Annotated in this window: 13 protein-coding genes; 9 read left to right on the plus strand and 4 right to left on the minus strand. The window is 70.3% G+C overall.

Features of this window, described 5'->3' with window-relative positions; all coding sequences use genetic code 11:
* Nucleotides 1-77: 77 nt before the first annotated feature.
* The 5 genes from PGB26_RS03360 (at nucleotide 78) to PGB26_RS03380 (ending at nucleotide 4274) form a co-directional block, all read left to right on the plus strand.
* A complete protein-coding gene (locus tag PGB26_RS03360; protein WP_271638876.1) occupies nucleotides 78-386 on the plus strand; it encodes a hypothetical protein in 309 nt (102 codons plus the stop codon).
* A 20-nt stretch (nucleotides 387-406) separates the two neighbouring features.
* Nucleotides 407-1354: a hypothetical protein gene (locus PGB26_RS03365; protein WP_271638877.1), complete on the plus strand. Its 948-nt coding sequence runs from the start codon at nucleotides 407-409 to the stop codon at nucleotides 1352-1354.
* A gap of 73 nt (nucleotides 1355-1427) precedes the next feature.
* Nucleotides 1428-3749: a phosphoribosylformylglycinamidine synthase subunit PurL gene (gene purL / locus PGB26_RS03370; protein WP_271638878.1), complete on the plus strand. Its 2322-nt coding sequence runs from the start codon at nucleotides 1428-1430 to the stop codon at nucleotides 3747-3749.
* On the plus strand, nucleotides 3746-3889 hold the full coding sequence (locus PGB26_RS03375) for a hypothetical protein (RefSeq protein WP_271638879.1): 144 nt from the start codon (nucleotides 3746-3748) through the stop codon (nucleotides 3887-3889). The genes purL and PGB26_RS03375 overlap by 4 nt, the downstream gene beginning before the upstream one ends.
* Nucleotides 3890-4079: 190 nt before the next feature.
* Entirely contained in the window at nucleotides 4080-4274 is a 195-nt protein-coding gene (locus PGB26_RS03380) for a hypothetical protein (protein WP_271638880.1), read from the plus strand.
* Nucleotides 4275-4359: 85 nt separating this feature from the next.
* Here the strand turns inward: PGB26_RS03380 and gnd are convergent, their stop codons facing one another.
* Nucleotides 4360-5442, minus strand: a complete 1083-nt coding sequence (gene gnd, locus PGB26_RS03385) for a phosphogluconate dehydrogenase (NAD(+)-dependent, decarboxylating) (RefSeq protein WP_271638881.1) — start codon at nucleotides 5440-5442, stop codon at nucleotides 4360-4362.
* A 531-nt stretch (nucleotides 5443-5973) separates the two neighbouring features.
* Between gnd and PGB26_RS03390 the strand changes: the two genes are divergently transcribed.
* On the plus strand, nucleotides 5974-6321 hold the full coding sequence (locus PGB26_RS03390) for a TraR/DksA family transcriptional regulator (protein WP_271638882.1): 348 nt from the start codon (nucleotides 5974-5976) through the stop codon (nucleotides 6319-6321).
* A gap of 377 nt (nucleotides 6322-6698) precedes the next feature.
* Here PGB26_RS03390 and PGB26_RS03395 read toward each other — a convergent pair whose 3' ends face one another.
* A complete protein-coding gene (locus tag PGB26_RS03395; RefSeq protein WP_271638883.1) occupies nucleotides 6699-6971 on the minus strand; it encodes a metal-sensitive transcriptional regulator in 273 nt (90 codons plus the stop codon).
* Nucleotides 6968-8659, minus strand: coding sequence for an FAD-dependent oxidoreductase (locus tag PGB26_RS03400; protein ID WP_271638884.1), 1692 nt, complete (start codon nucleotides 8657-8659; stop codon nucleotides 6968-6970). Before PGB26_RS03400 ends, PGB26_RS03395 begins: the two co-directional genes overlap by 4 nt.
* A gap of 314 nt (nucleotides 8660-8973) precedes the next feature.
* Between PGB26_RS03400 and PGB26_RS03405 the strand changes: the two genes are divergently transcribed.
* The 3 genes from PGB26_RS03405 to PGB26_RS03415 all read left to right on the plus strand — a co-directional run bounded on the left by PGB26_RS03405 (nucleotide 8974) and on the right by PGB26_RS03415 (nucleotide 11897).
* Nucleotides 8974-9972 (plus strand): hypothetical protein, encoded by a 999-nt coding sequence (locus tag PGB26_RS03405; protein WP_271638885.1) that lies wholly within the window; start codon nucleotides 8974-8976, stop codon nucleotides 9970-9972.
* A complete protein-coding gene (locus PGB26_RS03410; protein WP_271638886.1) occupies nucleotides 9969-10817 on the plus strand; it encodes an SMP-30/gluconolactonase/LRE family protein in 849 nt (282 codons plus the stop codon). Before PGB26_RS03405 ends, PGB26_RS03410 begins: the two co-directional genes overlap by 4 nt.
* Nucleotides 10818-10985: 168 nt before the next feature.
* Nucleotides 10986-11897: a Gfo/Idh/MocA family protein gene (locus tag PGB26_RS03415; RefSeq protein ID WP_271638887.1), complete on the plus strand. Its 912-nt coding sequence runs from the start codon at nucleotides 10986-10988 to the stop codon at nucleotides 11895-11897.
* Between the two features lie 444 nt (nucleotides 11898-12341).
* Here the strand turns inward: PGB26_RS03415 and PGB26_RS03420 are convergent, their stop codons facing one another.
* Nucleotides 12342-13859, minus strand: a complete 1518-nt coding sequence (locus tag PGB26_RS03420) for a lipase maturation factor family protein (RefSeq protein WP_271638888.1) — start codon at nucleotides 13857-13859, stop codon at nucleotides 12342-12344.
* Nucleotides 13860-13871 lie beyond the last annotated feature (12 nt).

Here is a 13871-nt window from a genome sequence, read left to right on the forward strand (position 1 = left end):
CGGTCCAACATCGGCTCTTGCCGGTGTCGGTGGGCAGGACTAATGTCTGATCACCGACACCGGCAAAGGAGCCGACCATGAGCGACACGACTTCCTCCTCTTCCTCCTCCGACCTGTTCGGATCGAGCAGCGGGCCCGAGGGCCGCTCGATCGGCGACTGGACCGACCTGGGCCGCGAGATGTGGTCTTTCCTCACCGGTCGCGGTGCGGTGGTCAACTACGCGTTCGACGACATGACGGTCGAGGTGCCGCGTGACATCGGCCCCGACGCGCCGCGCGCGACGTGGAAGATCAACGGCACACTGCGCGTCACCACCAGCGACAACACCCTCACCTCCGACGCCGGCACGTACACCGACCGGGACTCCGGCCCCGCCGCGGGCTGAAGCCTCAGTGGGGCACGGCCATGATCACCGTCGACGCCGATCTCACGGTCGCGCTGCTCGGAACCGATGACGAGCCGCCCTTCTCGGTGAAGATCACCGGCCAGGGCCGGCGCGTGAACGTGTTCATCAGCGATCCCGAGCGTCTTCCGAGCGTGAGCCGCGCGCAGCTGCACGAAGTCGACGCCCTCGCCAAGCAGCTCGCCGCGCAAGGGCTGACCGTGCGCATCGACGGCCCGCAGGGGCCGCTCGTCGAGGTGGGCGATGTGCGGCGCAGCGTGCTCGCACGCCTGCTCACCGGGTCATCGCACGTGCGCCTCGGCTCGTTGAGCGCGCTGACCAGCGTGCGGCGCATCCAGTCCACCCGCTCTCTGCCGCCCATCCCCCAGGTCGCCGGTGTGCTGCTGCCACTGGCGCCGACGTTCCAGCGCTACCGCCCACGGCGGGTCACCACGACTCACTACGCGTGGGGTGCCGGGCATCCGCGACTCATCTTCACCGTCGACGCCGAGCAGTGGGACGGCGTGGCACCGAAGGTGTTCGACCTCACCGCCGACCGCGTCGCCATCGGCTCGTCGCCGACGTGCGACCTCGTTCTGCCCGGCCTCGAATCGGTGCACGCCGAGATCCGCCACGAGCAGGGCGACGAGTACGTGCTCTACGCGAAGGGCGCGGTCGGCGGCGGAGCGTACCGCGAACGCATCGGCGACGAAGAGCAGGGGCGCATCCTGCGCACCGGCGCTCTCATCACGATGGGTCGGTGGCGGCTGGCATTCTTCCGCGAGGAGTACGCCGACCACGGACGCCCGTACGGAGGACGCCAGGGCGGCGAGTACGCGTATCAGCGCCCGCAGCCGCCGCGCGAGCAGCTGATGCGCGATCACGGCTCAACGGCCGGGCAGCCCCTGCGCACCGAGCCGGGCGCCGACCCGGAGCAGTCAGGCGGCGAGGGCGTCGTCGCCATCGAGTGACCAACGGGCTGAGGGCGTCGGGACGCGCCGGTAGACTGGACACGCCCCGCCTCCCTCTTCTTCTGGAGCCCGCGTGACCACTCCTGCCTCTCGTCAGCATGTTCCCGACTCGGTCGAGAACGCCATCGCGACTCCTGAGAAGGAGCAGCCGTACGGTGCGCTCGGTCTCAAGCCCGAGGAGTACGAGCAGATCAAGACCATCCTCGGCCGCCGCCCCACCTCGGGCGAGCTGGCCATGTACTCGGTGATGTGGTCTGAGCACTGCTCGTACAAGTCGTCGAAGAACTACCTGCGCCGCTTCGGTCAGAAGGTCTCCGACGAGATGCGCGAGCGCCTCATGGTCGGCATGGGTCAGAACGCCGGCGTCGTCGACGTGGGTGAGGGCTGGGCCGTCACGTTCAAGGCCGAGTCGCACAACCACCCCTCGTTCATCGAGCCGTTCCAGGGAGCCGCGACTGGCGTCGGCGGCATCGTGCGCGACATCATCTCGATGGGCGCCCGCCCGGTCGCGGTGATGGATGCCCTGCGCTTCGGCGCCATCGACCACCCCGACACCCCGCGCGTCGTGCACGGCGTCACCAGCGGCATCAGCTTCTACGGCAACTGCCTGGGGCTTCCGAACATCGGCGGTGAGACGGTGTTCGACGCCGTCTATCAGGCCAACCCGCTCGTGAACGCGCTCGCCGTCGGCGTCCTTCGCCACGAAGACCTCAAGCTCGCCAACGCCACCGGCGTGGGCAACAAGGTCGTGCTGTTCGGCGCCCGCACGGGCGGCGACGGCATCGGTGGCGCGTCGATCCTGGCATCCGACTCCTTCGACGAGGCCGGCCCGACCAAACGACCCGCCGTACAGGTCGGCGACCCGTTCGCCGAGAAGGTGCTCATCGAGTGCTGCCTCGAGCTGTACCAGCGCGAGCTGGTCGAGGCGATTCAGGACCTCGGTGCCGCCGGCATCTCCTGCGCAACCAGCGAGCTGGCCGCCAACGGCAACAGCGGCATGCACGTCTCGCTCGACAATGTGCTGCTGCGCGACCCGTCGCTCACCGCCGAAGAGATCCTGATGAGCGAGTCGCAGGAGCGCATGATGGCGATCGTCGCGCCCGAGAAGCTCGACGCCTTCCTCGAGGTGGTCGGCAAGTGGGAGGTCGAGACCAGCGTGCTCGGCGAGGTGACGGGAGACGGACGCCTCGTCATCGACTGGCAGGGCGAGCGCATCGTCGACGTCGACCCGTCGACCGTCGCCGTCGACGGCCCGGTCTACGACCGTCCCGTCGCGTATCCGACGTGGATCGACGCGCTGCAGGCGGATGCCGCTGAAGACCTTCCGCGCACCGATGACCCGGCTGTGCTGCGCACTCAGTTCCTGCAGCTGCTCGGCTCGCCCAACCTCGCCGACACCAGCTGGATCACCAACCAGTACGACTACTACGTCGGCGGCAACACCGCCCTCGCCTTCCCCGACGACGCCGGCATGGTGCGCGTCGACGAGGAGTCGGGTCTCGGCTTCGCGGTCTCGACCGACGCCAACGGCCGCTACTGCCAGCTCGACCCGTACGCGGGCGCGCAGCTCGCCCTCGCCGAGGCGTACCGCAACGTCGCCGTCACCGGCGCGACCCCCACGGCGATCACCGACTGCCTCAACTTCGGCTCACCCGAGAACCCCGAGGTGATGTGGCAGTTCGGTCAGACCGTCGACGGTCTGGCAGACGGATGCTACGAGCTGGGCACCCCCGTCACCGGCGGCAACGTGTCGTTCTACAACCAGACCGGCGACGTGCCGATCCACCCGACCCCGCTGGTCGGCGTGCTCGGCATCATCGACGACGTCTCGCGTCGCATCCCGTCGGGCTGGCAGGATGCCGGCGACAACATCTACCTGCTCGGCGTGACCTCGACCGAGCTGTCGGGCTCGGCCTGGGCCGACGTCGTGCACGACCACCTCGGCGGCCTGCCGCCGAAGGTAGACCTCGCCGCCGAGCGGCGGCTCGCCGGGCTCCTCGGCGCCGCTCGCGAGGAGTGGCTGATCTCGTCGGCGCACGACCTGTCGGAGGGTGGCCTCGGCCAGGCCCTCGCCGAGGGCGTCATGCGCTTCGGCGTCGGCGCGCGCGTCTGGCTCACCGAGCTGATGGAGCGCGACGGAGTGGATGCCGCCACCGCGCTCTTCTCGGAGTCGGCCGGCCGCGTGATCGTGACCGTGCCCCGCGAAGAGGACGTGAAGTTCCGCGGTCTGTGCGAAGGGCGCGATTACCCGGTGCTGCGCATCGGCGTAACCGACACCGAGCCGACCCTCGAGGTGCAGGACGTGTTCACCGTGTCGGTCGACGAGCTGCGCGAGACCTCGCGCGGCACGCTGCCGGCCGTGTTCGGGCCGACCGTCACCGAGCTCTCCGCATGACCGGGCCGCAGACCGACGAGGACTACGGCGATCTCGGCGAGCGCCGCAGCCGCCGCATCCGCATCGTCGCGTGGGTCACGATCGTCGCGCTCATCGTCGGCGGCGGCGGGGTGACCGCGCTCACGCTGCTGTTCGGCTGAGTCCGCCCGGGGTTCGTGCGCGCCTTGGCATCCGCAGGTCCCGAAGGGTCGTCCCCTCGCGCCTGACGCGACCATAGGGGCCCAGTCGACGAAGGGCAGGCGCCCTCGTCGATGCACCACGGGCTGTCAAGCCTCTCGACTCCCTCGCAGAGCACGCCGATCGTGGACTCCACCGATTGAAGGAGTGAGTATGAGCGACAGCACACCCGCACACGAGCCGACCGACGAGGAACTGCTCGAGAACGGCATGGACGACGGCACCGGCGACCCGAACGACGACCGCACCTACCTGCAGGACACACCGCCCGCCCAGGTCGACGACGCTGCGGTACGCGAGCACGCCGACGAAGAAGGGGCAGCGAAAGACGGAGACCGATTCGCCTGAGCCGACGGGACGCATTCCCGCACATCACGAAGACGTCGGTCGAGAAATCATCTCGACCGACGTCTTCGATGAGCGCCGGGGTCGATCACGCGCTGTCGGACTGCCCGCGGTCGCTCGACTCCGACTTGCGGCCACCGGCCTCGAGAACGTCACCCGCGGGAAGCTCTTTGTGCCCGCCGAACTGCAGCCGCATCGCCGAGAGCACCTGGTTCGCGAAGTGATCCTCACCGCGCGAGGCGAAGCGCTCGAAGAGGGCAGACGAGAGCACAGGCACGGGCACACCCACGTCGACCGCGGCCTTGACCGTCCAGCGCCCCTCGCCGGAGTCTGAGACACGGCCGGCGAGATCGTGGAGGGTTGGGTTCTCGTTCAGTGCGGTCGCGGTGAGGTCGAGCAGCCACGACGAGATCACCGACCCGCGGCGCCACAGCTCGGTGACCTTCGCGGTGTCGATGGGGAACTGGTAGAACTCCGGCTCTTCGAGAGGTGCGACCTCGGCCGAGTGCTCGGCCTCGCGCACACCCGCGTCGGCGTTCTCGAGCAGGTTCAGGCCCTCGGCGATCGCGGCCATGATGCCGTACTCGATGCCGTTGTGCACCATCTTCACGAAGTGGCCGGCCCCCGCGGGACCGCAGTGCAGGTAGCCCTGCTCTTCCGGCGCGAGGTCGCCGGTGCGTCCTGGCGTGCGTTCGATCTCGCCGACGCCCGGGGCGATGGTCTTCAGCAGCGGCTCGATGTGCTGCACTGCGGCATCCGATCCGCCGACCATGAGGCAGTACCCGCGCTCGAGACCGAACACGCCGCCGCTCGTGCCGGCGTCGACGTACTCGATGCCGCGCTCGCGCATCGCGGCCGCGCGACGCACGTCGTCTCGGTAGTTGGAGTTGCCGCCGTCGATGACGATGTCGCCCTCGTCGAGCAGGTCGGCGACCTGCTCGAGGATCGACCCGGTGAGTCCGGCCGGCACCATCAGCCAGATCACGCGCGGAGTCTGCAGCTTCGACACGAAGTCCTCCAGGTCGGCGGCTCCCGTCGCGCCGTCCGCCTCGAGCGCCTTGACGGCCTCCTGGTTGACGTCGAAACCGACGCATTCGTGTCCGTCCCGCATCAGTCGGCGCACGATGTTCGCGCCCATGCGTCCGAGTCCGATCATTCCCAGCTGCATCATGTCTCCCGTCGATTGGCGTTCCCATCGTCACGCACCCTCCCGAAGGTGGCAAGGCCTGTGCGAGGCTCGTGCGGATGTGGCATCCTTCGCCGTCGCGGTGCGGGTCGGCGGCGTCGGGCTCGGCCCGGGGAGCGGCAGCGCCTCGGGAGGAGCCGAATGCCGGGCATCCGCAGCCGTTGACCGACGTTCGGCTCCCGGCCGACGTCCACCGAACCGGAGCGGGGGCGGTAGCGCATCGGAGCGGGGGGCGCGACCGTCGGGAGGAGCCGGATGCCGGTCATCCGTACCCCTTGCGCGACGTTCGGCTCCTCGTCCGACTGCCACCGAACCACGGTCGCGTCGCAACCCGTCAGGAGGAGACGAATGCCGGGCATCCGCACGCCGTAGCCGACATTCGGCTCCCGGCCGACTGCCACCGAACCACGGTCGCGTCGCAACCCGTCAGGAGGAGACGAATGCCGGGCATCAGCACCCCTTACCCGACATTCGGCTCCCGGCCGACGACGGCCGAACCAGGGCTAGGGTGGCGGGATGGCCGGGATCAATCGTGAGTCGCTCGCCGCGCAGCGGGCGGATGCGGTCGCGCGCGCCGAGCACGCGGCATCCGCCTTGGCCGAGCTCGTGCACGACCGTCAGGGGTCGAACGACGACGACGAGCACGATCCCGAGGGTGTGACGCTGTCGTCAGAGTGGTCGCGGCTGTCGGCGCTGGCGGATGCTGCGGCCGACGAGGTGCGGCAGTACGACGATGCGCTGGCGCGGTGGGATGCCGGCGACTACGGCATCTGCGCGAACTGCGGCCGGCCCATCCCCGAGGGGCGGCTCGAGGTGCGCCCCTTCGCGCGACTGTGCGTGCCGTGCGCCGAAAAGCTCGGGTGAGCGGGACGCGATTGACCGGGACGCGGGTGATTCCGGTGCGCGCGCCCGCGTGCAGCCTCGCCCGCCGCGTGCCGAGACCAGCCACCACGAAGAAAGACGAGACGAAACGGGGGCCGACACTCCAGATGTAGGACGGACCCCGTGACCACGTCCGACATCTGGCGTGTCGGCCCCCGAAACGTAACGAGTCCGCGCGGCACGAGTCGGCCCCCGAAACGTAACGAGTCCGCACGGCACGAGTCGGCCCCCGAAACGTAACGAGTCCGCACGGCACGAGTCGGCCCCCGAAACGTAACGAGTCCGCACGGCACGAGTCGGCCCCGAAACGTCACCGACGCACGCCCGCTCCGGTCCGGACGTGACCGCAACCGCCCGCGTCAGGCGAGCGTGAGGAACAGCTTTTCGAGCTCCGCCATGCTGGGGGCGCCGTCCTCGGCGTCGTCGCCGTCGATCACGCAGTGCTTGAGCGCCGTGCTGATCACCGCGAAGCCGGCGCGATCGATGGCTTTGCCCACGGCGGCGAGCTGGATGACGACGTCACGGCAATCGGCATCCGTCTCCATCGCGTCGATCACGGCGCTCAACTGCCCTCGGGCGCGCTTGAGGCGGTTGACGACCTTGCGGATCTCGTCATCGGGTGCGGCGCTCATACTGACTCCTTCTCGAGAATGCGATCGGCGGCGAGCATGCGGGTGCCCGCGGCCCAGGTCAGGTATCCGCCGTCGAGGTTGCGCGCCGCGCGGCCGTGCTGACGCAGCAGGCGCACCGCGGTGTGCCCGCGCTGACCCACCTGACAGTGCACGATCAGCTCGCCAGCGGGCAGCTCGTCGAGACGACCCCGCAACTCGTCGACCGAGATGTTCACGCTGCCGGGAATCGCTCCGGCCTCGTGCTCCCGGGGGCTGCGTACGTCGAGCACCGTGGCACCGGAAGCCACCGCGGCCGAGAGCCCGTGCCACTGCACCCCGTCGGTCAGACCGGTCGCCGCGTTGTCGGCGATGTAGCCGAGCATGTTCACCGGATCCTTCGCCGAGCCGAACTGCGGCGCGTACGCCAGCTCGAGCCTGCTCAGCTGCGACGCTGTGAGGCCGGCCTGCATGGCCGTCGCGATCACATCGATGCGCTTGTCGACGCCGCGACGCCCGACGACCTGCGCGCCGAGGATGAGGTCGGTCGACGGATCGACGAGCAGCTTCATGGTCAGCCGCTCGGCACCCGGGTAGTAGCCGGCGTGGTCGGACGGATGCGCGTGGATCACGCGGTGGGCGCGACCGGCATCCCGCAGCCGCTTCTCGCTCCAGCCGGTCATGGCGACGGCGAGGTCGAAGACGCCGACGATCGCCGTGCCCAGTGCCGGCAGGGCGTCGGCGGGTGGAGCGTCGAGCAGCCCCGCGTCGGCGGCGATCGCGTCGGCGGCCGTGCGGCCGTGCCGGTTGGCGAGACCGGCCATCGTGACCAGGGTCGGCTCGGCCGAGATGGCGTCGACCTTCTCGACACCGTCGCCGACGGCGAAGATGCGCGGGTCGCTGGTGCGCTGCAGCGCGTCGACGGCGATGCCGCCAGTCGATCCCGTGACGAGTCCGGCGGAGACGGCGAGGGATGCCGCAGGGCGCACACCCCGCGCATCGATGACGATGTCGGCGGTGACTGTGGTGCCGTCGTCGAGGTGAACGCCCTCGGCATCCATCGACTCGACCGATGCACGCAGCCGCAGGTCGACGCCGTGCGCCTGCAGCTCGTCGACGACGAGCGCGGCCATCTCGACGTCAAGAGGGCTGAGCGGGTGCGGACCGTGCTGCACGAGCGTGACCGCGAGGCCGCGGTGGACGAGGTTCTCGACCGCCTCGATGCCGATGAATCCGCCGCCGACGACGACCGCGCGGCCCGCGTCGGGGAGGCCCGCGAGGGCGAGCGTGATGCGGTCGACGTCGTCGATCGTGCGCAGGGTCGAGACGACGGGGCCGCCCAGCGTCTTCTCGAACACGTCGCGTGAGGCAGCGCCGGTCGCGAGCACGACGTGGTCGTACGGCTCGTCGACGACCGTGCCGGTGTGCACATCGCGGATGCTGACGGTGCGGGCATCCCGATCGATCGCGACTGCCTCGGACCCGGTGCGCACGTCGAGTGCGAACCGGGCGCGCAGCGATTCGGGAGTCTGCAGCAGCAGCGACTCGCGCTCGGCGATCACGCCGCCGACGTAGTACGGCAGCCCGCAGTTGGCGAAGCTGACGTGCTCGCCCTGCTCGACGACGATGATCTCGGCGTGCTCGTCGAGTCGGCGCAGCCGGGTCGCGGCCGACATCCCGCCGGCGACCCCTCCGATGATGACGACGCGCACGTCAGCTGCGTCCGAACAGCTTCGCGAAGAAGCCCGTGCGCGGCTCGCTCTCGTGCCCGCGGCACCGGTCGCTCGAGGGCACTCCGGCCATCACGCTGTCGACGTGCTGGCCGCAGCCGGCCCACGTCGTCTTGCCACAGGTTCGGCAGGTCACTGCTCGGCACATCTCGCACTCCTCGGTTCGGGTATGCATAGATCGTAACCGATACCCCTGGGGGTATAACTGTATGCGCGCTGAGTGCGCCGGAATGCGCCCTGAGTGCGCCGGCATGCACCCTCGCCCGCGGGAGGTGCAGAAGTAGGCTGGCAACATCATGAACGACGTGTTGACGTGGCTCGGCCACTACTGGTGGCTGGCCTTCCCGCTGATGGGCATCGCCGGCGGCATCGGCAAGTCGTGGGAGCGCGCGTCGAAGCGCCGCCACGAGCGACGCCTCGAGACGCTGCGCCTGAAGGGCGAGATCAAGGCTGCCCAGCTCGCCGCCCGCGGGATCGCGCCGCAGCAGACGCGGAAGCAGGTGCGCGACGCCGCCGCCGAAGAGCGCGCCTCGACCGTGCAGCTGCTCGAGCGGCTCTTCAGCGAGCACGACGAGATCACCGCGCGATGGCTCGACTACGAGCTCGACGTCGCGAAGCTCATCGCCTTTCCGGCGATGAGCGATGGGCGCCAGCCCCTGACCGCCGCGTTCCTGCGGGCGAAGAAGATCGCCGACACCCTGCGACCCGCCTCAGCCGACGCCAAGCTCAGCGAGGGGGAGATCGCCGAATACGTCGACGCAGTGGGAGATTACGCCGTCGCCTTCGACATCGCCGAGCGCGATGCCCGGCGCCTGCGCGACGCGAACTTCAGCGAAATGGAGCGCAAGCGCCTCGACCGCGCGCGGCACCTGCTCACCGTCGCCCTCGACGACGCCGCCACGCAGGCGGAGCGCAACCTCGCATACAAGCGCGTGCGCGAGGAGCTCGACGGACTGATTCTGCTCTCGGACGAGGCGGTGGAGGTGCTCGAGCAGAAGGTCGCGGGGCAGCTCGGGTCGGGATCGACGGCGGGTGCGCCCGCTGCCGCCGCGGCTTCGATCGGTGCGCCGGCTGCCGCAGATGTCGCCGGTGCGGATGCGTCAGGTGCGCCGACGACCGATGCATCCGCGAGCGGCACGGCGACTGGTGCGCCGACGACCGATGCATCCGCGAGCGGCACGGCGACTGCCGCGCCGACGACCGATGCACCTGCGTCCGGTACGCGCAGACCCGCTCCTTCGCCGGAGCCATCCCCCGAGCCCGAGCGCATGCCGCTGCCCAGGGAGGAGCGGTGAGGGTTGAGAACGTCACCGGCCCGATCGCCGGTCACGCCGAGGGGCCGGTCTGGGCTGCCGCCTGGGGCGGGCTGCGGTGGGTCGACGGGGCCGCGGGCGATCTGCTCACCCTGCGCGACGACGGCGTGACGCGCCAGCACGTCGACGACGAGTTCATGGCCTTCGTGCGGCCCCGGCGTGACGGCGGCTTCGTCGCCGTCGGCGCGCGCACGCTCTACCTCGCTGACGAGGCCGACGGCGAGGCGCGTGCGGTCGCGCAACTCGGTGACGACCGCGGTGTGCGGATGAACGACGGATGCTGCGACCCCCACGGCCGACTGCTCGCCGGCTCGATGGCGTACGACTCCGCGCCGGGGCGGGGCTCGCTGCGCCGGATCGACGCGGACCTGTCGATCAGCGTCGTGCTGCCCGAGGTCGGCATCTCGAACGGAATCGCGTTCACCTCCGAGGGCTCGCACGCGTACTACGCCGACACGGCGACCGGCCGAGTCGACGTGTTCGACGTGTCGGACGGCGACCTCGTGAACCGGCGCCCGTTCGTGTCGATCCCCTCCGATGCCGGGGCCCCCGACGGGCTCTGCGTCGCCGCTGACGGCAGCGTGTGGGTGGCTCTCTGGGGAGGGTCGGCCGTGCACGGATACGACAGCTCAGGTGCGCTGATCGAGAGCATCCGGCTGCCGGTGCCGCAGGTGAGCGCCTGCACCTTCGGCGGGCACGGGCTGAGCACCCTGTTCATCACCACCTCGGCACAGGGCCTCGACGCCGATCGCGGCACCGAGGCCGGGTCGCTGTTCGCGGTCGACCTCGGCATTCGCGGCCTGCCCACCTTGCCCTTCGCCGGCTGAGGCGGGTCGCCGACACCCCCACTTCGCATCGACACCCCCAGCTAGGGGCGCCCGCAGGTGGGGGTCTCGGCGCCAAATGGGGGTGTCGGCAAAACGGGGACGGCGGCTCGCGGCGGCAGGAGGGGCCGCGGATAACGGCCGGGCAGGGGCCCGGCGTAGAGTCGGGCCATGGAGAGCACGCTGAGGGTGGGGATCGTAGGGGCGGGCGGCATCGCGCCGATGCACATCGAGGGCTGGCTGGCCCTGGGCGCCGAGGTCGCGATACTGCGGAGGACGGATGCTGATGTGCTCGCCAGTCGCTACGGCATCCGGGTCATCGGCGGTCTCGACGAGCTGATCGACGCGGTCGACGTCGTCGACACCATCAGCCCCACCTCGACGCACCTCGACATCGCCCGTGCCGCCTTCGCCCGCGGACGGCACGTCGTGTGCGAGAAGCCGCTCGCTGGCAGCACCGCGGACGCCCAGGAGATCATCGACGCCGCCGATCGGGCTGGAATGCGCCTGTTCCCCGCGCACGTCGTGCGGTACTTCGAGGGATACCGCGACCTGCACGACCTCGTCGGCACGATCGGCACGCTCACCGAGCTCACGTTCCGTCGCACGGTCGCGGCGCCCGATTCGGCGTGGTTCTACGCCGAGGATGCCGGCGGCGGGGTCATCCGAGACCTGATGATCCACGACATCGACCAAGCGCTGTGGCTGGCCGGATCCGTCGTCGAGGTCTCGGCGACGCAGGACCCACCCGCGGTCGGGGATCGGGTCTCGCCTCCGGTCTCGGCGCACGTCACCCTCACGCATGCGAACGGGGCGATCAGCCACCTGCGCGCCGACTGGCTCGAGCCGGGCACGCCGTTCCGGTCGATGGTCGAGGTGGCCGGTTCCGAGGGCATCCTGCGTTTCGACACCGACCTCGACCCCGCCGGTGCCGATCCGTATCGCGCTCAGCTCGCGGACTTCGCCGAGGCCATCCGCACCGGGGGCGCGGCGCGTGTCACCGCCGTCGACGGACTGGCGGCGGTCGCCGTGGTGGATGCCGCGTATGCATCACTCGCGGGAAAGCGTCCGATCATGTTCTGACCGCCCCGCGACAGCCGGCCCGCGGGAGGCCGGCGGGCCGCGAGAGGCAGCCGGCCTGCGGGAGACGCCCGGCCTGCGGGAGGCAGGCGGGCCGCGGGAGCCAGCCGGCCCGGCCTGGGGCCGGAGCCGACCCGGAGCCCGGCCTGCGAAGCCCGCGCTTGCACCGGGACCCCGTTACGTTCTGGGGGCCGACACGCCAGATGTCGGACGGATGCCGCGAAAGCGTCCGACATGTGGCGTGTCGGCCCCCGAAGTGCACCGGCGAATCGGCACCGCGGGCACGATGCGGGCCGGATGCGGGCCGGATGCGGGCCGGATGCGGGCCGGATGCGGGCCGGATGCGGGCCGGATACGGGCCGCATGCGCGCCCGATGTGTGGCCCCTCCGGCACGTGCGGGCCGGATGCGGGCATCTCGGCACGTTCGGGACGGGGGTCTGGTGCCCTCAGCGGCCGAAGCCGAGCGGACGCACCAGGACGTGTCGCCGGTCACGAACCCAGACGACACCCGCATCGCGGTGCTCGGCGCGGGTCGCGAAGCGGTAGCGATACGAGACGACGCGCACCCACACCGGTCGCTCCCCGTCGAACGGATCGCGATGCAGCATCCGCAGTGTCGGTCGGTCGGCCTCGAGAAGACGCACGAGGAACACCGTGAACCAGTCGTCGAGCGAGCGGCCCAGCGGCAGAAACCACATCAGCCAGTCGAGCCGCAGGTGGTACGGCGCGAACTGCCGTGGGATCCGGCGCAGGGCGCCGGGCTTGCCCTTGAACTCGTACTCGCGCCAGTCCGCGGCATCCGGATCGGCATCGGTGGTTCCCTCCACGACGTACTCGATGCGCTGCTTCGTCACCGTGCCGAACGCGCCATAGGCGTTGCCGAGCTGCCACCGGTTGAAGCTCGCGTTCATCAGCTGGCGGCGGGCGAACAGATTGCGCAGCGCCGGCCAGCTGAGCACGATCAGCACGAGACCGACCACCGAGGTGAGGATGACCCAATAGAGAGGGATTCCGTTCGGCCCGTCGGCAGGCTCAGGTCCCCAGGGGGACGCAGCGGCCCAAGACGGGGCAGCGACCCAGGAGGGCGCCCAGGCCGAGCCGACGCCCGAGAACGCGAGCACGATCGTCGCCCAGTTCAGCCAGGCGAAGTTGCCGGTGAGCACGAGCCAGAGCTGGGTGAGGATGACGATCGCCGCGGCGATCGCGCCGATCATCAGCAGGATCGCGTCGACCGCATCCGGGGTGAACAGCGTCGCGAGCGGCACGAACAGGAAGAACGGCACCACCAGCTGAGCGAAGTGATTGCCGAGCACCTCGCCCTTGTGGAACCACCGCGGCAGCAGATGCGCCTGCCGGCTGAGCGGCCCGGGCATGGGCTGCGTCTCGTGGTGGTACATCAGCGCGGTGAGGTCGCGCCACTCCCGACCGCCGCGGATCTTGATCATGCCGGCACCGAACTCCAGCCGGAACACCAGCCACCAGAACAGCACGATGACCACGGTGGGCGGCGGCTGATCACGCGAGCCGAGGAACGCCGCGAGGAATCCCGCCTCGACGAGCAGCATCTCCCACCCGAACCCGTAGAACGTCTGACCCACACTGGTGATCGAGAGGTAACCGAACCACAGCGCCAGGAAGCAGAGCATCGGCACCCACGGCGGGGCGAGCTGCGGGATGCCGATCACAAGAGCGGCGGCGATGATCATGCCGGTCCAGCACAGCGCGACCAGGCGTCGGTCGGTGTAGCGGATGCGCGTGAAGAGCGTCGGATGCAGCATCCGGCGTCTTGTGGGTGACGACGTCACCCACGCGATCAGATCGGGCACCGGCAGCAGGCCGCGCTCGCCGAGCAGCGGGCGGAACTGGTTCAGCGTCGAGAGGAACGCGACCAGGTAGAGCGCCGCGATGCCCCGTTGCAGAACCTCGCGGGCGAAGCCGAAGTCGACGGCTGCGAACCCGTCCATATCCGCAGGCTA

The sequence above is a fragment of the Microbacterium sp. nov. GSS16 genome, from assembly GCF_028198145.1.
Classification (GTDB): Bacteria; Actinomycetota; Actinomycetes; order Actinomycetales; family Microbacteriaceae; genus Microbacterium.